This window comes from Martinezella rhizogenes, from assembly GCF_007002745.1.
Lineage (GTDB): Bacteria > Pseudomonadota > Alphaproteobacteria > Rhizobiales > Rhizobiaceae > Agrobacterium > Agrobacterium cucumeris.
Genome location: NZ_SGNY01000004.1, coordinates 492,809 through 515,246, shown reverse-complemented (window position 1 = coordinate 515,246; position 22,438 = coordinate 492,809). Strand labels below are relative to the sequence as shown.

Genomic DNA, 22,438 nt, shown 5'->3' with positions numbered 1-22,438 from the left:
CCTGGCGGTTGCCCTCACTCGGCTTCGGCTGAAACCCACACGCTGACGCTGCCGCCATTGGTGGGGAAAACGCCCCTGCCGCTATCGTCGAGGGTGATTTTTTCGTCTCGATGCCCCAGAAAGTCCCGCCAGACCGTGCCTGCATGGTCCGGTCCTAGATCAATCTGCTTTTCCGCCGGTTCGCCGTTCGACATTACCACAACGCAGCCCGGGGCATCGGCAGTGCCGTGGCGGATAAAGGCGATGCAGCTTGGATCATCGAGAATGTCCGTCTGGGAACCGTTTGCGAAATGGCTGCGCGCTTCAATGAGCTTCGGCAGGCATTCGATCGCTGGAATGTCGATTTTGTGCTCATTGCCGTCATTGCCAGTGTCCGTGTAGCTCGTGCCGAACAAATCCGGATAAAAGACGCAGGGAACGCCCTCTTCACGCAGCAGAATGATGGCATAGGCCAGCGGTTTGAACCAGGGTTCCACCGGCGCTTCCAGTGATTGCAGCGGCTGCGTGTCATGATTGTCGACCAGCGTGACGGCATGGTCAGGAACGGCCGCTACCAGCGAGCCGTCGAAGATGCTGCGCATGTCGAAATCGCCACCCTGTTTTGCTGCGTCGTGGAAGCGATGATGAAGGGCGACGTCAAAAAGCATCAACTGCTTGTCGACCAGTTCGAGATAGCTTTTCAGCGCGTCGATATCGGGATGCCAATATTCCGCCACGACAAAAAGATCGGGATCGACAGTCTCACGCATATGGCCGACCCAGTCGCGGAAGAACCATGCCGGAATATGTTTGGCGGCATCCAGACGGAAGCCATCGACCTGCACCTGCTCGGAGAGCCATCGGCCCCAATACTTGAGCTCCTCGTAAACCGCCCGATTTCTGAACTCGACGTCAGCGCCCATCAGGTAGTCGAAATTGCCGTTTTCCTGATCGACCTCTTCGTTCCACTCGCCATCGCCATATTCGTTGACGAGACGAAAAATACCGTCCTCGGTCGGCTCCTCGATGTGGTCCACACCGCTGAAGCATTTCAAATCCCATATGAACTTGGAATGTGCGCCTTTTCGCCCGGGAAAAGTGAATTTGGTATAGGCGAGCGCCTGAAAATCCTCGTCGTCGATATCAGTGCGGTCTTCGGGATTGACGCGGCGAACCCGAACTTTCTCTTTCTCATCCGCCCCCATCTTGTGGTTGAGAACCACATCATGGATGACACGGACACCGTTTTCCTTCAGCGTCCGGCCGGCGTGTTCAAGGGCGGCGCGATCACCGTATTTGGTGGCGACGGTGCCCTTCTGGTCGAATTCACCGAGGTCAAAGAGATCGTAGGTATCGTACCCGACCGAATAACCACCGGCAGCGCCTTTATAGGCCGGTGGCAGCCAGATATCGGTGATGCCCATTTTGGCAAGGCTTTCGGCCTTTTCGGCCACCTCGCTCCATAATTTCCCTCCGTCCGGATAATACCAATGGAAGAATTGAAGCAAGGTGCGTCCGGCCATATTTCCCTCACGATGGTTAGCAGGTCGCGCCATAAACGGCCCGGCGGCGAAAGGGTTCCGCCGCCGGAGATGCGCGATCTGCAGTTGTGAGGCCGGCAGATCCGACGTATATTAGCCGGCTATGTCGAGGAGGGCTGCGCCCGCCTGCAGATAGTCGCCTTCCTTGACGATCAGGCGCACTTTTCCGGCCTTGGTGGCGACAATTTGTGTCTCCATCTTCATGGCTTCCATGACGGCCAGCAGATCGCCTTCGGAAACCACATCACCGTCTTTCACCTTGAAAGATTGCAGGGTGCCGGAAACGGGGGCAATGATTTCGCCTTCCTTTTCCTTGATCGCAGCACCGGGAGCAGCCGTATTCCCGCCGCTGACGGCACCAAGCCCTGATAGCAGCAGGCTCGGCAGTCCGACGGAGACGCGCTTGCCGTCGATTTCCAGAAAGGTGCGGGTTATCGACGGGTCATCGGCCGGTGCCGGGCGCTCCATGGCGTCGGGCATGGCGGCGAAATCGGTCTCGATCCAGCGGGTATGAACCTTGAAACCATCCGTGCCGATGAAATCATCCGTCTCGATTGCGGCGCGATGGAATGGCAGAACGGTGGCGATACCCTCGATGCGGAATTCCTTGAGCGCGCGGCGGGCACGACGCAGAACCTGATCGCGATCCACACCGGTGACGATGAGCTTCGCCATCAGCGAATCGAACACACCAGGCACGCTGGAGCCACTGACAACGCCGCTATCCATGCGAATGCCGGGGCCGGAGGGCGCATCGAAAACCGAGATCGAGCCGGGCGTCGGCAGAAAGCCGCGGCCGGGATCTTCGGCATTGATGCGGAATTCCATGGAGTGGCCGCGCGGTTCCGGTGTTTCAAGCACACGAAGCTTGTGGCCTTCAGCAATACGGAACTGCTCAATGACGAGATCAATGCCGGTGGTTTCTTCGGTAACGGGATGTTCCACCTGCAGGCGCGTATTGACCTCGAGGAAGGAAATCGTGCCATCAACGCCGAGCAGGAATTCGACGGTGCCGGCGCCGGAATAACCGGCTGCGGCACAGATTGCCTTGGCGGCGTCATGGATTTTCCGGCGTTGCTCGTCGGAGAGGAAGGGGGCAGGAGCCTCCTCGATCAGTTTCTGGTTCCGGCGCTGCAGCGAGCAGTCGCGGGTGCCGAGCACCAGTACATTGCCGTGCTTGTCAGCGATAACCTGTGCCTCAATGTGGCGTGGGCGGTCGAGAAAGCGTTCCAGAAAACACTCGCCACGGCCAAAAGCGGCTGTCGCCTCGCGCACGGCGGATTCATAGAGATCGGCAATCTCCTCCATCTTCCACGCCACTTTAAGGCCGCGCCCGCCGCCGCCATGCGCCGCCTTGATCGCGACGGGCAGGCCGTACTCTTCGGCAAAGGCAGTGACTTCGGCTGCGGAAGAAACCGGGCCGTCGCTGCCGGCAACCAGCGGCGCGCCGACGCCGGTGGCGATGCGCCGCGCCTCGACCTTGTCTCCCAATGCTTCGATGACGTGAGGATCGGGACCGATCCAGATCAGTCCGGCATCGAGAACAGCTTGCGCAAATTCGGCGCGTTCGGACAGGAAGCCGTAACCGGGATGCACGGCATCGGCGCCGGCGCGTTTGGCAATTGCGATCAGCTTGGTGATATCGAGATAGGTCTCGGCAGGGCGCACGCCCTCCAGCGCATATGCCTCATCCGCCAGCCGGACGAAAAGCGCATCCTGGTCTGGATCGGCATAAACGGCGACCGATTGCAGGCCGTAATCGCGACATGCGCGGATGATGCGCACGGCGATCTCGCCGCGATTGGCAATCAGCACTTTTTTCATCGCTCTTCTCCTCGAAATTATGTGTTTTTGGTCGCGATTTCGGCGAAGGGGCCGATCGGGCGGAACTTGATTTTGGCGTTGACGGGGATTTGCCCGGCAAGATCGAGATGATATTCCGCTACCGCGCCGATGACGGGATAACCGCCGGTCAAGGGGTGATCGGCAAGGAATAGAACCGGCTGGCCGCTATGGGGAATCTGGATCGCCCCGGTCGCTGTGCCTTCGCTCGGCAATTCGGCGCTGTCCTTACGTTCCACTGCCACGTCGCCGGCAAGGCGGATGCCCACCCGGTTTGATTGCGGCGTGACCTGCCAGAGCTGGCCGGTCAGGGTCTCGATACCTTTCTGTGTGAACCAGTCGGTGCGGGGGCCGAGAACGACATCCAGTGTCACGACCTCGCCGGTTGCCGGAGGATCAAAGGCCGAAACCTCATCGATCGACACACTGGAAAGACCAGACTTCTCGCCCTTGAGCGGCAGGATTGCACCTGTACCCACGGGTTCCGGGCCGACAACAGCCAGTGTATCCGTTGCGAAACTGCCGAGCACCGGCTCGACATCAAAACCGCCGCGCACGGCAAGATAACAGCGCATTCCCTTCGGCGGCTGGCCGAAGGCAACAATATCGCCGGGCTCGAGGGAGACCAGACCAGGGGTCTTGGCCGCGAAACTACGATCCGCGGTAGTGATGGTAACGGGGCAGGGCGCACCGGTTATACCGATGACGATGCGGCTTGCGCTTTTGAAGGAGAAACCGCCAAGCGTCAGTTCAAGACAGGGCGTGTTGACCGGATTGCCGACGATGCGGTTTGCGGCATTAAACGCGCCGCGATCCAGAGCGCCGGAGGCGGAAACACCCTGCCCGGTCTGGCCGAAACGGCCAAGATCCTGGAAGATGGCGGGCATCGGCGCGGTTAGCACCTCGAAATGCGGACCGTCTTTTGTCGGCGCCTTCTCGGAGCCGCGTGCTGCCGGGACGGGGAAATCGACCGTTCGACCGGCCTTGTCCAAGTCGAAGAAACGCACCCGATAACCCGGCTGGAAAAGCGCACCGGGGTCGCGGTTAATGTCCCACATCTTGACCGGCGTGGTACCGATGATCTGCCAGCCGCCGGGACTGTTTTGTGGGTAGACGCCGCTGAAAGCGCCGGCCAGCGCCACCGAGCCGGCGGGAATACGGGTGCGCGGGCTTTGCCGGCGTGGCACATGCAGGGCCGGATCGCCGCCGACCAGATAACCGAAACCGGGCGCAAACCCGCAGAAGGCCACGGTGAATTCACTTTCGGTATGACGGCGAATGACTTCGTCGATGCTCATGCCGGTCAGTTCGGCAACGTCTGCGAGATCCTCGCCATTATAATGGACGGGGATTTCCACGAGATTGTCCGAAGGCGCGATTTTTGCCGAGAGATCGCGACTTGCCAGCCGCGCGGCCAGCGCTTCGGCATCGATTTTCTCAGGGCGGAAACGGATCATCAGGGTACGGGCAGCCGGCACCGTCTCTTCAATGCCTTCGACCGGATCATTCTGAAGCGAGGCGAACAGTGCCAGCGTTTCATCGAGATCGGCGAGTTCGACAAGGATTGTGGTGAGGCTGACGGGGAGAAAACGCATCATATCCTCACGCGTGATAGGCAGTGTCGGGAATATCGGTAATGAACATGTGGCCCGGCGCATGGGTAATGGCAAAGGGAACACCCGATGCCATCACGGCGGCCTGTGGGGTCACGCCGCAGGCCCAGAATACCGGAACTTCGCCCGGTTCGATCCGAACAGCATCGCCGAAATCAGGCTTTGCGAGGTCGGTGATGCCAATTTCTTCCGGCGCGCCGACATGCACGGGTGCGCCATGTACTGCCGGAAAACGTCCGGAAATGGTGGCCGCATCGGCGACGCGTGATGCCGGGATCGGCCGCATGGAAACGACCATGTTGCCCTTCAGCCGGCCGGCCGGGCGGCAGGGCCGGTTGGTGAGGTACATCGGCACATTGCTCTTGTCGGTCATGTGGCGGATTTCGATACCCGCTTCCACCATCGGCGTTTCGAAGGTGAAGCTGCAGCCGATCAGGAAGGCAACGAGATCATCGCGCTCCGTCCAGGCGGCGGTGGCGTCAGCGGTTTCCTCGGCAAGCTTGCCGTCCCGCCAGATGCGGTAAAGCGGCAAGTCGGTTCTCAGATCAGCGCCGGGCGCCAGAAGCGTGGTGGGCGAGCCGGGATCGGAGACATCGAGCACCGGGCAAGGTTTTGGATTGCGCTGAGCATAGAGTAGGAAATCGAAGGCCCAGTCGCGCGGCAGCACGATCATGTTCGCCTGCGTGAAGCCGGGTGCAATGCCGGAAGTGGGGGCGACGAGGCCGTCGCGATAGGTGGCGCGAGCCTTTCGGGCGACTTCGGCGTCGGTATGGTTGAGATAGGATGTTGGTATCGTCATTGACCACCCCTTTCAGCGATCGGATGCGAAGGAGCGAATGTCGATGCCATCAGCCTCGAAACGACGGCGAATTTCCTGGGCAATGGCGACAGCGCCCGGGCTGTCGCCATGCACGCAGATGGATTGCGCCTCGATTTTTATGATGCTGCCATCGATCGCCTCCAGCGTACCCTCGCGGGCAAGCTGAACCATACGGTCGGCGATTTTTGCCGCGTCATGCAATACCGCACCGGTTTCCCGGCGCGACACCAGCTGGCCTTCAGGCGTATAGGCGCGGTCGGCAAAAGCTTCGGCGACGACAGGAAGGCCCGCCTTGCGGGCTAGATCGAGGATGGGGGCATTGGCAAGGCCCATCAGGACCAGCGATGGATCGATGGCCTTGATGCCATCAATGACGGCCTGTCCCTGTTTCGCGTCATTGGCGATGCGGTTGTAAAGTGCGCCATGCGGCTTGACGTAACGCACCGTGGTGCCGGCAGCGGTGGCAACGCCTTTCAGCGCGCCGATCTGGTAGATGACATCGGCAATCAGTTCTTCCGAGGTTGCGTCCAGATCGCGGCGGCCGAAGCCGACGCGGTCCGGATAGGAGACATGGGCGCCGACGACCACGCCTTTTTCGGCAGCGGCCTTGACTGTGCGGTAGATGCCGGCCGGGTCACCTGCGTGAAATCCGCAGGCTATGTTGGCGCTGGAAACGATGGCAAGCATCGCCTCGTCATCACCCATGCGCCACGCGCCGTAACTTTCGCCAAGATCACTGTTGAGATCGATAGCGGCCATGTTTGCCTCCCTTTATTGTCAGTAGCCGAGCAGGCCGAAGATCGCGCCGACCGATTTATAGGCCATATACCAGGTGAGTGCGCAGGTCAGCACACCAAGTATCAGCAGCCAGCGCGGGTAATGATAACCGTGCATCAGGTCGGCGCGTTTCCATGCTGCATACATGAAGATCGAAAGGCCGATCGGCAGAACGAGACCGTTCAGGCCGCCGACGAAGACGAGCATGGCCGCGGGTGGTGTGGTGATGATGATATAAGCGATCAGCGAGATGGCGATGAAGCCGACGGTAGCAAAATTGCGCTGGCGTTCCGTCATTTCCGGCTTGAAGGCCGTCAGGAAGGAAACGGAGGTATAGGCCGCGCCGATGATGCTGGTCATGGCAGAGGCGAGGAACACCGCACCGAACAGGCGGTAGCCGATATTGCCGGCGGCGGCATGGAACGCCTGGCCTGCCGGGTTTGCCGCCTTGCCGGAGAGATCGATGATCACGCCGCTTGCGACGACACCGAGAATGGCAAGGAACAGGATGTAGCGCAGCACGCCTGTTATCGCGATGCCGCTGAGTGCGGCGCGATTGACCGCGCTGATATTTTCAACGCCGACCATGCCCTTGTCCAGCAGGCGGTGCGCGCCGGCATAGGTGATATAGCCGCCGACGGTGCCGCCGACGATGGTGGTGATGGTGACGAAATCGATGGTATCAGGCAAGAAGGTCTGGCGGAAAGCTTCTGCCACCGGGGGACCGGAAACATATGCCGCATAAAGGATCAGTGCGAGCTTGACGAAAGCGGCCACGAAAACGACGCGGTCCATGGCGATACCCGCCCGGCGCGACAGGAAGATGCCGATGGCTGCCAGCGCGCCGATTGCGCCGCCGATCTTCGGGTCGAGATCGATCATGGCGTTAAAGCCAAGGCCGGCCCCGCCGATATTGCCGACGTTGAAGAACAGGCCGCCGATGATGACGAGGATGGCGAGCAGATAACCCGAGCCTGGAATGGCGGCATTGGCGATGGCCGGCGCCCGCATGCGGGTGATGGTGACGATACGCCAGATATTGGCCTGCACCACAAAGTCGATCAGGATGGAAATGAGAATGGCGAATGCGAATGCGGCGCCTAGTTTCACCGTGAAATTCGCCGTCTGAGTGATGAAGCCAGGCCCTACGGCTGACATCGACATCAAGAACATGGCCGAAAGCAAGGCATATCGCTGGGTTTTTGCCTTCTGTGCCGCCGCATTCGGGTCGGCGGGCGTGGGCATTTTCTGCTCCATGGATTTTCTCCGCTCCTGTCGCAATCCGCCCCTCGCGGATGCTTTATGCGGCCGATCTTGTCCTGTTCTGCGAAATTGTCAACTTTGTTGAACAATATAAAGTTATCGTTCTTTCATTTTGTCTATTTGTTGGACGCAATGACCGCGATTTAATCACGTTTTTTTCGTGCTTTGCTAATGCTTTGTGCTATGGGCAGAACATGCCGTGTCCGAACATGCCTGTCACGGAATTCCCGATGCCGCATTGCTCTTAGGAAAGGAGCGCCATGACGGAAACGATAGAGGCTCTGCCGCTTGCGGATCGATTGGCCAAGGGTATCCGTACCCTGCTGATTTCGGGCGAGCTGATGCCGGGGCAACGCCTTTCAGAGGCAGCCTTCAGTGAACGTTTCGATGTCTCCCGCAATTCGTTGCGCGAAGCCTTCCGGCTTCTGACAAAGGACGGGTTGTTGCGCCACGAGGCCAATCGCGGCGTGTTCGTTGCCGTTCCCACCATGGCTTCGGTGATCGATATCTACCGTGTGCGGCGCATGGTGGAATGCGGCGCGCTGCGCCAGGCCTGGCATAAGCACCCGGCCATCCGGACGATGCGCGCAGCGGTCGAGGATGCCAAGGTGAAGCGTGAAACGGCTGACTGGCTGGGCGTGGGCAGCGCCAACATGAAGTTTCATGCCGCGGTGGTCGATCTCCTGGACAGCGCTCGCCTCAGCGATTTTTACGAGCGTATCGCTGCTGAGCTCAGGCTTTGTTTCGGCCTGCTGAAAGATCCCGAGCAGCTTCATTCGCCCTTTGTGGACATGAACAGCAAGATTCTATCGCTCATGGAAGAGGGTAAAGCGGCCGAGGCTGGCAACGAGATGGAAATTTATCTCAATCTCTCCGAGCGCACGGTTTTGAAGGCGCTTGAACGCGCCGTCGAACACGCATCCTGACAGGGCAGGCGGCAGGGAGAGAAAGCCCCTTGTCCCTCCATTCATTTTTGCGTCGGCAGCCGATTGCCAAGTTTGCTGCGCTGCGTCATCAATGCTGACATGACGCTTCGCGACCTCACCATTCTTGTCATAGACGAAAACGCGATCCGCGCCTCCATCATCGAGGAGGGGCTGCGCGAGGCCGGCTATCATCGCGTCACCGTCATCCACGAAGTGAACGGTGTGGCGCGCACCATCGAGACGCTGCAGCCCGATGTCATCTTCATCGATCTTGAAAATCCCAACCGCGACATGATGGAGCATCTGTTCCAGCTTACCCGCACGGTCGGCCGGCCGATCGCCATGTTCGTCGATCGCTCCGACACGGCGTCTATCGAGGCGGCCGTCGAGGCGGGTGTTTCCGCCTATGTGGTGGATGGGCTGAAGAAGGAGCGAGTCAAGCCCATTCTCGATATGGCGGTCAGCCGTTTTAATGCATTCAGCCGCCTGCAGCGGGAACTTGCCGAGGCGAAATCGGCGCTGGAGGAACGCAAGGTCATCGAGCGCGCCAAGGGCATCCTGATGAAGATGCGTGGCCTTTCCGAAGAGGAGGCCTTTGCGCTTTTGCGGCAAACGGCAATGAACGAGAAAAAGAAAATTTCCGAGATCGCGCAAAGCGTGGTCACCGCGGCCGGTCTATTGATGTGACAAAGACCAGCCGGACAGTGTGGAGTGAATGACATGGCGGCACCGGGAAAATTGGCCGGATCGGATAGCGTAGCGGCTGGCGCGCCGGCAATTGTGAGCAGTGACCGGCAGAAAATCCTGCGTGCGGGTTTTATTCCGCTTGTCGACGCCTCCGTTCTGATTGCGGCGGCCGAATTCGGGTTTGCCGAGCGCGAAGGCCTGTCACTCGATCTTGTCAAGGACGTGTCCTGGGCGAACGTGCGCGACCGGTTGGCGTTTCGACAATTCGATATCGCCCATATGTTGTCTCCGATGCCCGTTGCCTCGATGCTCGGCCTAGGTTCCAATCCGTCACCGACGATCACGCCTTTTTCGCTCGGGCGCGGTGGCAATGCGATCACGCTTTCGACCCGGCTGTTTGGGCGGATGAAGGCATTGACGGGGCTGTCTGAAACGGCAGGCGCGCTTGAAAACGCCAAGGCCTTGAAGCGGGTGCTGGATGATATGCGGGCGCGCGGAGAAGCGCCGCCGACGCTTGGCATGACCTATCCGTTCTCCTCGCATAATTACGAATTTCGCTACTGGCTTGCAGCTGGCGGCATTCACCCCGATCACGATGTCAAGCTGGTGGTGGTGCCGCCGCCCTTGACGTCGGATGCACTGGAGGCGGGCGCCATCGATGGCTTCTGTGTCGGAGCGCCCTGGAACATCGTCGCCGCCGAGCGCGGCGTCGGCAGGATCGTTGCGGCCAAGCAGGACCTGTGGCCGTCCGCGCCGGAAAAGGTGATCGGCATGCGGCCCGAATGGGCGGAAAACCAGCAGGAAACGGTCGGCCGGCTGCTGACGGCGCTGGATGCGGCCGCTCGCTGGTGCGACCTTGCGGATAATCACGACGATCTGAGCACGGCTCTTGCCGACCCTCGCTACATTGGCGCGCCTGAAGGCATCATCCGCCGGGTGCTGTCAGGTGAATTCAGCATCGACAGCCAGGGCAATCGCCGGGTGATCGACAATTATTTCCTTTTCCACAGAGGCCATGCCAATTATCCGCGCCAAAGCCAGGCATTGTGGATTTACAGCCAGATGATCCGCTGGGGCCAAGCAGAATTTTCGCAAGCGGGCGTGGAAGCAGCACTTTCCGCCTATCGGCCGGATATTTATCGGGCGGCGCTGGGAGAGACCAATGCACCTGACGATGCCGATATCCGTATCGAAGGGAGGCAAGAGGGCGACCGTTTCGTGGATGGTTTCGTTTTCGATCCCGCTGACATTGAGGGCTATGTGAGCGGCTTTACGGTGCGGACATCCGCGCCATTTTCCCCGTCTTCCGGAGAGGCGTGACTGACGTTTCGTCTTGCAGGCTGCGCAAATTTCAAGCGCGGAATTTTTTGCTTTGCACAAACAGAAGACAAAAAATACACTGATTAAAATTTAATCACATCGCAAAAATATAAAAATTACTGAATAATTTCAGTGTGATAGTTTATTTTTCATAAACTGGCACGCCTCTTGCGTCTTCCTGTTTGCACCGGTCAACGGCGATCGGGGCAGGCAAGGCGCGGCATAGGCGCTTTCAAAGACATAGACGTCGCAAGGTTTTGCTGCCCGGAACACCTCCCATTCCGCAGGCGCAGACACCGAGCGGCGTTTTTTTATTTTCAGGCTTTTTTCGCAAGCGAAAACGCCACCGGCAAAGGTGGCTCAATAAGGGGAACATGCGAATGAAAAAGATATTCTCGGGTGCTGTCAGCCGCCGCACGATATTGAAGACGACTGCCACCGCCGCCCTTGTCACCGCCGTGCGCACTGCCTTTCCATCCGGCGCTTTCGCCGCCACCGCAGAACCCGAGGTGAAGGGCGCGAAAATCGGCTTTATTGCGCTGACAGATGCCGCGCCGCTCGTCATCGCGGCCGAAAAGGGGCTGTTCGCCAAGCATGGCATGCCTGATGTCGAAGTTCTAAAGCAGGCCTCCTGGGGTGCAACACGCGACAATCTCGTGCTGGGCGGCGCCTCAAACGGCATCGATGGCGCGCATATTCTGACCCCGATGCCCTATCTCATGCATACCGGCAAGGTGACCCAGAACAACGTGCCGGTGCCGATGGCGCTCATCGCCCGCCTCAACCTCGACAGCCAGGGCATTTCCGTCGCCAGGGAATATGCAGATACCGGCGTTCAGCTGGATGCTTCGAAGCTGAGGGCGGCTTTCGAGAAAAAGAAGGCTGAAGGCAAGGAAATCAAGGCGGCGATGACCTTCCCCGGCGGCACGCATGATCTCTGGATTCGCTACTGGCTCGCTGCCGGCGGGATCGACCCGGACAAGGACGTCTCCACCATCGTTGTTCCGCCGCCGCAGATGGTCGCCAATATGAAGGTCGGCAACATGGACGTCTTCTGTGTGGGCGAGCCGTGGAATGAGCAACTCGTCAATCAGGGCATCGGTTTCACCGCCTGTACCACCGGCGAACTCTGGAAGGGTCATCCGGAAAAGGCGCTCGGCATGCGCGCCAACTGGGTGGAAAAGAACCCCAATGCCACCAAGGCATTACTGATGGCCGTGATGGAAGCGCAGCAATGGTGCGACGAGATGGCCAACAAGGAAGAGATGTCCACCATCCTCGGCAAGCGCCAATGGTTCAACGTGCCGCCGAAGGATGTTCTCGGCCGTCTCAAGGGCAATATCAATTACGGTAACGGCCGTGTGCTCGAAAACACCGGCCTGCAGATGAAGTTCTGGCAGGACCACGCCTCCTATCCCTTCCACAGCCATGACAGCTGGTTCATCACGGAAAATATCCGCTGGGGCAAATTTGCGCCCGATACCGACGTGAAGGCGCTGGTTGCGAAGGTCAACCGCGAGGATATCTGGCGTGATGCGGCCAAGGATCTCGGCGTAACCGATCTTCCCGCTTCCACCTCGCGTGGCAAGGAAACCTTCTTCGACGGCAAGGTCTTCGACCCGGAAAATCCGTCTGCTTATCTCGAAAGTCTTTCCATCAAGGCGGCCTCCTGAGGAGGAGACCGGGTGTCGCCCTTCATCCGCCAGTTGCCGCCGTCCACCGGCGGAGACTGAAGACCGGGTGAGGGGCGACACCCCAACCGCAATCGAAATCAAGAGGAACCGCCCATGTCCGCATTGGCCCGAAAATACAACGAAGAGCCGCAGCAGCCGGCAGCGCAAAAGGCAAATGTCGTAGCGCTTTCGCCCAAACACCCGTCGCGGATCGATCTGCGCAAATGGGGTGCGGCAGCGGCCCGCAACACCATACCGCCGCTTGTCGTCCTCGCTGTTCTGCTTGGTGTCTGGCAGCTGCTCTGTTCCGCCCCCGGCTCATCGCTGCCGCCGCCGAGCCAGGTCTTCGAGGAAAGCTACGATCTCATCGTATCGCCGTTTTTCCATAATGGTTCGCAGGATATCGGCCTTGGGCTGCGCGTGCTGGTCTCGCTGGAGCGGGTTGCCTACGGTTTCGGCCTAGCCGCCATCGCGGGCATCATCATGGGTGCCGTGATCGGCCAGTCGGTCTGGGCGATGCGTGGCCTCGACCCGATCTTTCAGGTGCTGCGCACCGTGCCGCCGCTTGCTTGGCTGCCACTTTCGCTGGCCGCTTTTCAGGACAGCAATCCGTCGGCCATTTTCGTGATCTTCATCACCTCCATCTGGCCGGTCATCATCAATACGGCGGTCGGCGTGCGCAACATTCCGCAGGATTACCGCAACGTCGCGCAGGTGCTGCGGCTCAACCAGCTCGAATTCTTCTTCAAGATCATGTTGCCTTCGGCCGCGCCCTACATCTTCACCGGCCTGCGCATCGGTATTGGCCTGTCGTGGCTCGCCATCGTCGCCGCTGAAATGCTGACCGGCGGCGTCGGCATCGGTTTCTTCATCTGGGATGCGTGGAACTCCTCGCGCCTGCCCGACATCATCGTCGCACTCGCCTACATCGGTGTCGTGGGCTTCATGCTCGACAAGCTGGTGGCGGCGCTCGGCAAAGTCATCACCCGCGGCGCTGCGGCGAATTGAGAGGGAAAGCAATTCCAGGAAAAGTGGGAACCGGTTTTCCGTCCGGGATTGCGTCAGAGGAGAAATCAATCATGAACGCTTACCTGAAGCTCGATCATATCGACAAATATTTCGACAAGGGCGGCTCGCGTGCCGAGGTGTTGAAAGGCATCAACCTCACCATCGAAAAAGGTGAATTCGTCTCCGTCATCGGCCATTCCGGCTGCGGCAAGTCCACCATGCTGAACCTCATCGCCGGGCTGACGAAAGTTTCCGCCGGGGCGGTCCTTCTTGAAAACCGCGAAGTCAACGAACCCGGCCCGGAACGTGCCGTGGTGTTTCAGAACCACAGCCTGCTGCCCTGGCTTTCGGTTTATGAAAACGTCAATCTCGCCGTGGAGAAAGTGTTCAGCAGGACAAAAACCCGGGCCGAGCGGCATGACTGGGTCATGCGCAATCTCGATCTCGTACAAATGGGACATGCGAAGGACAAGAAGCCTTCGGAAATTTCCGGTGGCATGAAGCAGCGCGTCGGCATCGCCCGCGCGCTCGCCATGGAGCCGAAGATCCTGCTGTTGGACGAGCCTTTCGGTGCGCTGGATGCATTGACCCGCGCCCACCTTCAGGACGCGGTGATGGAAATCCATGCCCGGCTTGGCAACACCATGGTCATGATCACCCATGATGTCGATGAGGCGGTGCTGCTTTCGGACCGCATCGTGATGATGACCAACGGTCCCGCCGCCCATATCGGGGAAGTGCTTGATGTGCCGCTGGCACGCCCGCGCCACCGCATCGAGCTTGCATCCGACAAGACCTATCTCAAATGCCGCGAAGCCGTGCTGAAGTTCCTTTACGAACGTCACCGCTTTGTCGAAGCCGCGGAGTAACAACCATGACGCAAAAACTCGTCATCATCGGCAATGGCATGGCGCCGGGGCGCATGCTGGAAAACCTGTTCGAAACTGCCCCCGGCCTTTATGACGTCACTATTTTCAACGCCGAGCCACGCGTCAATTACGACCGCATCATGCTGTCGCCGGTGCTCTCAGGCGAAAAGAGCTATGAAGACATCGTCATCCACAATGACGAATGGTATGCGGCCAACAATGTCACGCTGCACAAGGGTGCGAAAGTCACCGGCATTGACCGTGACAGGAAGACTGTGACCAGTGAAAACGGCATCACGGTCTCCTATGATCGGCTGGTCATCGCCACCGGCTCTCTGCCCTTCATCATTCCCGTTCCCGGCCATCAGCTTCCCGGCGTGCTCGCCTATCGCGATCTCGACGATGTGACGAAGATGCTGGAGATCGCTGAGGGCAAAGGCCGCGCCATCGTCATCGGCGCCGGGCTTCTGGGGCTTGAAGCGGCCTATGGCCTCAAGCGTCAGGGCATGGATGTCACCGTCATTCACCTGATGCCGACGATCATGGAGCGTCAGCTCGATCCGGCAGCGGCCTATCTCCTGGAAAAGGCGCTGAACGAACGTGGTATCGACATCATCACCAAGGCCAATACCAAATGCATTCTCGGCGAGGATAAGGTTGAAGGCATCGAGCTGGAAGACGGCCGTGTCATCAAGGGCGACATGGTGGTGATGGCGGTTGGTATCCGTCCCGCTTCGGGTCTCGCCAAGGAGGCCGGTATCGCCGTCAATCGCGGCATCGTCGTGGATGACGGCATGATGACGTCGGACGCCTCGATCTATGCGCTGGGTGAATGCGCAGAACATCGCGGCATGTGTTATGGCCTCGTTGCGCCGCTTTATGAATCGGCCCGCGTGCTGGCCGACCGGCTGTGCGGAGGTTCGGCCGAATATCATGGCTCCGTCACCAATACCAAGCTGAAGGTCACCGGCATCAACCTGTTTTCCGCCGGTGATTTTGCCGAAGGTGACGACCGCGAGGAAATCGTGCTGCGCGATGCCACGGCCGGTGTCTACAAGCGCCTGATCCTCAAGGAAAATCGCATCATCGGTGCGGTGCTATACGGCGAGACGGGTGATGGGTCGTGGTTCTTCGACCTGATGAAAAAATCGACCGATATCTCTGCCATGCGTGAAACCCTGATCTTCGGCCAGGCCTATCAGGGAGGGTCGCCGCTGGACCCTATGGCGGCCGTTGCAGCCTTGCCGGATGATGCGGAAATCTGCGGCTGCAACGGCGTTTGCAAGGGTAAGATTACCTCGACCATCACCTCCAAGGGGCTGACGTCGCTGGACGATGTACGCGCCCACACCAAGGCATCAGCCTCCTGCGGCAATTGCACCGGCCTTGTCGAGCAGCTGATGACGATAACGCTCGGCGACAGCTACAATCCCGCTGCCGTGCAGCCGATGTGCAAATGCACCGATCTCGGCCATGACGATGTGCGCCGTCTCATCAAGGCCAAGGGCCTGAAGACCATCCCAGCCGTGATGCAGGAACTGGAATGGAAAACCTCCTGCGGCTGCGCCAAATGCCGGCCGGCGCTTAATTATTATCTCGTCTGCGATTTTCCGGATGAATATGCCGACGATTACCAGTCGCGTTATATCAACGAGCGTGTCCACGCCAATATCCAGAAGGACGGCACCTATTCCGTCGTGCCACGCATGTGGGGCGGGGTAACGTCCTCTTCCGAACTTCGGGCGATTGCGGATGTGGTCGACAAGTTCGAAATCCCGATGGTGAAGGTGACGGGCGGCCAGCGTATCGATCTTCTCGGTATCGAGAAGGAGGATCTGCCGGCGGTGTGGTCCGATCTCGGCAAGGCGGGTTTCATCTCCGGTCAGGCCTACGCCAAGGGGTTGCGCACGGTAAAGACCTGTGTGGGTCAGCAATGGTGCCGCTTCGGCACGCAGGATTCCACCGGCTTCGGCATCCGCATCGAAAAATTCATGTGGGGTTCGTGGACGCCTGCCAAGCTGAAGCTTGCCGTTTCCGGCTGTCCGCGCAACTGCGCCGAAGCCACCTGCAAGGATATCGGCGTCATCTGCGTCGATTCCGGTTTCGAGATCCATTTCGCCGGTGCCGCCGGTCTCGATATCAAGGGCACGGAAATTCTGGGGCTCGTCCATAGTGAGGATGATGCGCTGGAGCATATCGTGGCTTTGACGCAGATGTACCGTGAACAGGCGCGCTATCTCGAACGAATTTACAAATGGGCCAAGCGCATCGGTTACGACGAGGTTCGCCGCCAGATCATGGACGACGCCGAAAAGCGCCGGGCCTATTTCGACCGCTTCGTCTTCAGCCAGAAATTCGCGCAGGTCGATCCCTGGTCGGAACGTGTGTCCGGTCACGACAAGCATGAGTTCAGGCCCATGGCGGCAATCGGTTTCAACCAGGCAGCGGAGTGAGAACGATGGACAGCAACTGGATCGACATTGGTGACATCTCCGACATTCCGCTGCGTGGCGCGCGCTGCGTGAAAACGCCGATGGGCAAGATCGCGGTGTTTCGCACGGCGGAAAATCAGGTCTTCGCCATTGAGGACCATTGCCCGCACAAGGGCGGGCCGCTGAGCCAGGGCATCGTGCATGGGGCTTCGGTGACGTGTCCCTTGCACAACTGGGTCATTTCGCTGGAAACCGGCAAGGCGCTGGGGGCGGATGAGGGCGAGGTGCGGACCATTCCGGTGCGTAATCTGGATGGGCGGCTTTCGATAGCGTTCGAAACGCTGATGATTGCGGCGGAGTGAATTGCGATGGCGGTGGCGTTACCCCTCTCTGTCCTGCCGGACATCTCCCCCTCAAGGGGGGAGATCAATTGCAGCACAAACTTCCATTCACAACTGGCCTCGTCGCCGGTGGTGAGGAAACGAGGAGCCTTCCGCTTGTCGATCTCCCCCCTTGAGGGGGAGATGTCCGGCAGGACAGAGGGGGGTAAACGCCACGCACTGAGAGGGCAAACCCATGCCCGTTGAAACAAAAACCACCTGTCCCTATTGCGGTGTCGGCTGCGGCGTCATCGCCACCGTCAACGACTCCGGCGTCGTGTCCGTCAAAGGCGATCCGGACCATCCTGCCAATTTTGGCCGGCTATGCTCCAAGGGTTCGGCTCTCGCCGAAACCATAGACCTCGAAGGACGTCTTCTCTATCCCGAGATCGCTGGCAGACGGGCGACATGGGACGAAACGCTTGATCTCGTCGCCTCCCGCTTCTCCGAAACCATCGCCAAACATGGCCCGGATTCGGTTGCCTTTTACGTCTCCGGCCAATTGCTGACGGAGGATTATTACCTCGCCAACAAGCTGATGAAAGGTTTCGTCGGTTCGGCGAATATCGATACCAATTCAAGGCTTTGCATGTCGTCTTCGGTCGCCGGCCATCGCCGCGCCTTCGGGGCCGATACGGTGCCGGGCACCTATGAGGATATGGAGCTTGCCGATCTGGTGATCCTCACCGGTTCCAACCTCGCATGGTGTCATCCGGTTCTCTACCAAAGGCTGGCGGCGGCAAAGACCGCACGGCCGGAAATGAAGGTCGTGGTCATCGATCCGCGCCGGACGATGAGCGCCGATATTGCCGATATGCACCTCGCCATCTGCCCGGATGGAGATGTGGCGCTGTTTACCGGTCTTTTGGCGCATCTTTCCGTCAGTTCCGCGATCGATAGTGCTTACGTGCAAAACCACACGGCCGGTTTCGACGCCGCCATGCAGGTCGCAAGCGAGCATAGCCTGTCGGGGATTGCCGAAGCCACCGGCCTGACCATCGCCGAACTGATTTGCTTTTACGAATTGTTCGAACGCACGGAAAAGACCGTCACCTGTTACAGCCAGGGCGTCAACCAGTCGGAGAGCGGCACCGACAAGGTCAATGCGATTATCAACTGCCACCTCGCTACCGGCCGTATCGGCCGGCCGGGCATGGGGCCGTTTTCGCTGACCGGCCAGCCCAATGCCATGGGCGGGCGCGAAGTCGGCGGTCTCGCCAACATGCTGGCCGCCCATATGGCCATCGAAAGTGCTAGGGATCGCGACCGCGTGCAGCGCTTCTGGGCCTCACCCGCCATTGCGCAAAAGCCCGGGCTGAAGGCGGTGGACATGTTCCGGGCCGTGGCCGACGGCCGCATCAAGGCCTTGTGGATCATGGCCACCAACCCCGTCGTCTCGATGCCGGATGCCGGCGCCGTCGAAGCCGCGATCAAGGCCTGTCCTTTCGTCGTGGTGTCCGATGTCATGGACAATACCGATACGGCCCGTCATGCCCATGTGCTTCTGCCTTCACTCGGCTGGGGGGAAAAGGACGGCACGGTTACCAATTCCGAACGGCGCATTTCCCGTCAGCGCGGTTTTCTCCCTGTGCCCGGCGAAGCCAAGGCCGATTGGTGGCAAATGGCGGAAGTGGGCCGGCGCATGGGTTTCGACGCTGCTTTCGCTTATCGCCAGCCATCGGAGATTTTCGCCGAACACGCGGCCCTCTCCGGCTTTGAGAATGCGGGTAGCCGGGATTTCGATATTAGCGGGATCGAATGGGATTGCTACGATGCGATGACGCCGTTTCAATGGCCGAAAGCCGCTCCCGGTGGCAATGCCGAAACGCGCTTTTTCGCGGATGGCCGTTTTTATCATGCCGATGGCAAGGCGCGGTTCATCGCCACAGCCTTGCCGGAGACGGGCAGAACGTCGCCCGATTATCCGCTGACGCTGAATACCGGCCGTATCCGCGACCAATGGCACACCATGACCCGTACCGGCAAAAGTGCGCGGCTGACCGCCCATATCGCCGAGCCTTTCGCCGAACTTCACCCGCGCGATGCGCAGGCGCTGGGCATCGAAAGCGCCGATCTGGTAGAACTGGAAAGCCCGCACGGCAAAGTTCTGCTGCGCGCAATGGTCAGCGAAAGGCAGGCGCGTGGATCGGTCTTTGCGCCGATGCATTGGAACGACCAGTTCGCCTCGCGGGCGCGCATCGATGTGGTTGTTGCGCCGGTCACAGACCCGCATTCCGGCCAGCCGGCTTCTAAGAACGTGGCGGTAAGGGTAAGGCGTTTTGCGGCAAAGGCTTATGGCTTCGCCATCTCCCGCACCCGACCCGATGCACCCGATTGCACCTATTGGGCCATCGCCAAGGCGGATGGCGGCTACCGCATGGAGCTCGCCTTCGAGAAAGAGCCGCAGGACTGGACGCTCTGGGCACGGCAGGTTTTCGGCATCGATGTCAGGGTCGAGCCGCTTGGTTACAGCGACCGGCAGACGGGCAATCTGCGGCTTGCCTTTTTCGATGGTGAGACCCTCTTGGCAGCGGTGTTCATCGCCAATCAGCCGGTGGCCGTCGCCCGCAACTGGGCGATATCGCAATTGACCGACCGCCATGAGGATTTGCGCATGCGCTTTGCGCTGGTTGCCGGTCGCCCCGGTGCCGGGCGGGCCGATCCGGGTGCAACGGTCTGCTCCTGCTTTAATGTTGGGGTCAATCAGATCACCGCCGCCATCCGCGATGGCTGCCACAGCGTCGAAGCCATCGGCAAGGCGTTGAATGCCGGAACCAATTGCGGCTCGTGCCGCGCCGAAATCAGGGGGATCATCGATGGATGCCTTAAAACCGCAGCGGAATGAACCGGCGCGCATGGAAAAGCTCGCCAAATTACCAGTTTTCTGGGGGCTGGAGGGTAAACGTGTGGTGCTTGCGGGCGGGTCGGATGGGGCCGCCTGGAAAGCGGAACTGTTGCTCGCCTGCGGTGCTACGGTGCATGTCTATTGCGACAAGCAAGATTTGTCGGAGACATTCACGACCCTTATTGCAAAGAACCCGGCCTTGAGCTTTCACGACCAATCCTGGCATTCTGGCATATTCGACAATGCCGAACTGGCGCTGGCCGATTGCGAAACGGATGTGGAAGCAAAAGCCTTTTATTCCGCCGCGCGGGCGGCCGGTATTCCCGTCAATGTCATCGACAGGCCGGAATTTTGCCAGTTCCAGTTCGGCTCCATCGTCAATCGCTCGCCGGTGGTGGTGTCGATTTCCACCGATGGCGCAGCCCCCGTTCTGGCGCAGGCCATCCGTCGGCGCATCGAGACATTGCTGCCGCTGGCCCTGAAGGACTGGGGCGCACTTGCCCAGACGATCCGAGATCGCGTCAATCTGCGGCTTGCACCCGGCCCGTCTCGGCGATCTTTCTGGGAAAAATTCGTCGATCGGGCCTTTACCGAAAGGCTGGATGAGAGCAGCGAAGAGCGGCTGCTGACGGATATCGGAACGCAGAACGCGCGCACGGGCCCAGAGCGCGGACGTGTAACGCTCGTGGGTGCCGGTCCCGGTGACGCCGAGCTTCTGACGCTGAAAGCGGTTCGCGCCCTGCAGGCCGCCGATGTCATCTTATTCGATGATCTCGTGTCAGCGGAGGTACTGGAACTGGCGCGGCGGGAGGCGAAGCGCATGCTGGTCGGCAAGCGCGGTGGCCGGGAAAGCTGCAAGCAGGAAGACATTAATGACATGATGATCCGCCTCGCCAAGGCCGGCAAACGGGTGGTGAGGCTGAAATCCGGCGATCCGATGATTTTCGGGCGCGCCGGCGAGGAGATCGCCGCGCTGCAGGCTGAAAATATCCCGGTAGACGTCGTGCCGGGCATTACCGCCGCAAGTGCCATGGCCTCGCGCCTCGGCGTCTCCCTGACGCATCGCGACCATGCGCAGTCTGTTCGCTTCGTCACCGGTCATTCGCGGCAGGGAAAGTTACCGGAGAATATCGACTGGGCATCGCTTTCCAATCCTGCCGTGACCACTGTTTTTTATATGGGCGGCCGCACTGTAGCTGATATCCAATCCTCGCTGCTCGCCCACGGCATGCCTGCCTCGACGCCCGTTGCGGTGATGATTGCCGTCAGCCGGGCAAATGAACAGCGCTGGTGCGGTTCGCTCGCGCAACTGGCTGCGGCAGTCGAGAGACTGGGCGTGAACGAACCTATCCTGATCGGTATCGGCGATGCGTTCAGTGCCGCGTCTTCGGGATTCTCCGGTATCGATATGCAGGGGGTCGCCTCAAGGATAGCTCAGAAAGCCGGCTAATGAGTTTGTGGGCAACGCCATTGCGTGTTTCAGGCATATTCGCAGACAGGTAGAACGCACCGCCACAAACCTTCCCTTGACATTGGTTTTTCGTTCGCTCTTCAATAAAACGAAAAAATTGAAAGAGGAGGGAGGGTGAAATGCTGCTCACACCGCGTCAGGATGAAATCGTTGCGCTGGCGAAAGCGAACGGGCGGGTGCTGGTCGATGAGCTGGCGGCGCGCTTTTCGGTGACCCCCCAGACGATCCGCAAGGACCTGAACGATCTCTGCGACACCAGGGTGCTGACGCGCATCCATGGCGGCGCACTTTTTCCAAGCGGCAATGAAAACGTCAAATACGAAGCGCGCCGCGCGATTGCTTCTGTTGAAAAACAGGCGATCGGCGCCGCTGCAGCTGCCCTCATTCCCAATAACTCGTCGCTTTTTATCAACATCGGCACGACGACCGAGTCGGTGGGTGAAGCTTTGGCGGACCACCACGAGTTGATGGTCATCACCAACAATATCAATGTTGCCAACAGGTTGCGGGTTTTCCCGGGCATTGAAGTGGTGATTGCCGGCGGCGTGGTGCGCGGTTCCGATGGCGGCATCGTCGGTGAGGCGGCGGTCGATTTCATCCGCCAGTTCAAGGTCGATTTCGCCGTCATCGGCGTTTCGGCCATTGATGAGGACGGCGCTCTGCTGGATTTCGATTTCCGCGAGGTCAAGGTCGCGCAGGCGATCATTTCCAATGCCCGCCATGTCATTCTGGTGTCGGACTCGCTCAAATTCGAGCGGACGGCCCCGGTGCGCATCGGCCATCTTTCGCAGGTGCATACTTTTATTACCGACCATTGCCCGGTCGATTCGATCCGTTCCATCTGTGCCGATCATGACGTTCGGCTTATTGAAACCGAGGCGCGGGAGACCTGATCCTGCGCCATCGGAATTTCGTTTGACATTCGTTTTGTCTTCGAATTAGATGTCCATGCTTTCAATATATCGATGAGGAGAGCGTCGATGAAAGCGCGG

General features: G+C 59.6%; 17 protein-coding genes. 11 read left to right on the top strand and 6 right to left on the bottom strand.

What is annotated here, in order from left to right:
- Positions 1-14: 14 nt before the first annotated feature.
- The 6 genes from amyA to EXN68_RS15610 form a co-directional block, all read right to left on the bottom strand.
- Positions 15-1,502 carry an alpha-amylase gene (gene amyA / locus EXN68_RS15635; RefSeq protein WP_142841736.1) on the bottom strand — a complete coding sequence of 496 codons (1,488 nt, stop codon included), beginning with the start codon at positions 1,500-1,502 and terminating at the stop codon, positions 15-17.
- A gap of 111 nt (positions 1,503-1,613) precedes the next feature.
- Positions 1,614-3,344 carry an acetyl/propionyl/methylcrotonyl-CoA carboxylase subunit alpha gene (locus EXN68_RS15630; protein WP_142841735.1) on the bottom strand — a complete coding sequence of 577 codons (1,731 nt, stop codon included), beginning with the start codon at positions 3,342-3,344 and terminating at the stop codon, positions 1,614-1,616.
- A gap of 17 nt (positions 3,345-3,361) precedes the next feature.
- Positions 3,362-4,957: a 5-oxoprolinase subunit B/C family protein gene (locus EXN68_RS15625; RefSeq protein ID WP_142841734.1), complete on the bottom strand. Its 1,596-nt coding sequence runs from the start codon at positions 4,955-4,957 to the stop codon at positions 3,362-3,364.
- A gap of 7 nt (positions 4,958-4,964) precedes the next feature.
- The gene (locus EXN68_RS15620; protein WP_142841733.1) at positions 4,965-5,774 is read right to left on the bottom strand and encodes a putative hydro-lyase; all 810 of its coding nucleotides are present in this window, start codon (positions 5,772-5,774) and stop codon (positions 4,965-4,967) included.
- 12 nt (positions 5,775-5,786) lie between these two features.
- Positions 5,787-6,554, bottom strand: coding sequence for a LamB/YcsF family protein (locus EXN68_RS15615; protein WP_142841732.1), 768 nt, complete (start codon positions 6,552-6,554; stop codon positions 5,787-5,789).
- An 18-nt stretch (positions 6,555-6,572) separates the two neighbouring features.
- Complete coding sequence (locus EXN68_RS15610; RefSeq protein ID WP_142841731.1) at positions 6,573-7,829, bottom strand: NRAMP family divalent metal transporter; 1,257 nt, start codon at positions 7,827-7,829, stop codon at positions 6,573-6,575.
- Between the two features lie 266 nt (positions 7,830-8,095).
- Between EXN68_RS15610 and EXN68_RS15605 the strand changes: the two genes are divergently transcribed.
- The 11 genes from EXN68_RS15605 to EXN68_RS15550 all read left to right on the top strand — a co-directional run bounded on the left by EXN68_RS15605 (position 8,096) and on the right by EXN68_RS15550 (position 22,339).
- On the top strand, positions 8,096-8,761 hold the full coding sequence (locus EXN68_RS15605; protein WP_142841730.1) for a GntR family transcriptional regulator: 666 nt from the start codon (positions 8,096-8,098) through the stop codon (positions 8,759-8,761).
- Positions 8,762-8,860: 99 nt separating this feature from the next.
- Complete coding sequence (locus EXN68_RS15600; protein WP_003519752.1) at positions 8,861-9,448, top strand: ANTAR domain-containing response regulator; 588 nt, start codon at positions 8,861-8,863, stop codon at positions 9,446-9,448.
- Positions 9,449-9,481: 33 nt separating this feature from the next.
- On the top strand, positions 9,482-10,768 hold the full coding sequence (locus tag EXN68_RS15595; RefSeq protein ID WP_142841729.1) for a CmpA/NrtA family ABC transporter substrate-binding protein: 1,287 nt from the start codon (positions 9,482-9,484) through the stop codon (positions 10,766-10,768).
- Positions 10,769-11,148: 380 nt separating this feature from the next.
- Positions 11,149-12,441: a CmpA/NrtA family ABC transporter substrate-binding protein gene (locus EXN68_RS15590; protein ID WP_142841728.1), complete on the top strand. Its 1,293-nt coding sequence runs from the start codon at positions 11,149-11,151 to the stop codon at positions 12,439-12,441.
- A 114-nt stretch (positions 12,442-12,555) separates the two neighbouring features.
- Complete coding sequence (ntrB, locus tag EXN68_RS15585) at positions 12,556-13,449, top strand: nitrate ABC transporter permease (RefSeq protein WP_142841727.1); 894 nt, start codon at positions 12,556-12,558, stop codon at positions 13,447-13,449.
- A 71-nt stretch (positions 13,450-13,520) separates the two neighbouring features.
- The gene (locus EXN68_RS15580) at positions 13,521-14,318 is read left to right on the top strand and encodes an ABC transporter ATP-binding protein (RefSeq protein WP_142841726.1); all 798 of its coding nucleotides are present in this window, start codon (positions 13,521-13,523) and stop codon (positions 14,316-14,318) included.
- Between the two features lie 5 nt (positions 14,319-14,323).
- A complete protein-coding gene (gene nirB, locus EXN68_RS15575; protein ID WP_142841725.1) occupies positions 14,324-16,771 on the top strand; it encodes a nitrite reductase large subunit NirB in 2,448 nt (815 codons plus the stop codon).
- Between the two features lie 5 nt (positions 16,772-16,776).
- Positions 16,777-17,112, top strand: a complete 336-nt coding sequence (nirD, locus tag EXN68_RS15570) for a nitrite reductase small subunit NirD (RefSeq protein WP_142841724.1) — start codon at positions 16,777-16,779, stop codon at positions 17,110-17,112.
- A 214-nt stretch (positions 17,113-17,326) separates the two neighbouring features.
- Complete coding sequence (locus EXN68_RS15560) at positions 17,327-19,975, top strand: nitrate reductase (protein WP_142841722.1); 2,649 nt, start codon at positions 17,327-17,329, stop codon at positions 19,973-19,975.
- Positions 19,947-21,425, top strand: a complete 1,479-nt coding sequence (gene cysG / locus EXN68_RS15555; protein ID WP_161991355.1) for a siroheme synthase CysG — start codon at positions 19,947-19,949, stop codon at positions 21,423-21,425. The genes EXN68_RS15560 and cysG overlap by 29 nt, the downstream gene beginning before the upstream one ends.
- Positions 21,426-21,565: 140 nt before the next feature.
- Positions 21,566-22,339 carry a DeoR/GlpR family DNA-binding transcription regulator gene (locus tag EXN68_RS15550; RefSeq protein WP_046799057.1) on the top strand — a complete coding sequence of 258 codons (774 nt, stop codon included), beginning with the start codon at positions 21,566-21,568 and terminating at the stop codon, positions 22,337-22,339.
- The last annotated feature ends 99 nt before the right edge of the window (positions 22,340-22,438 follow it).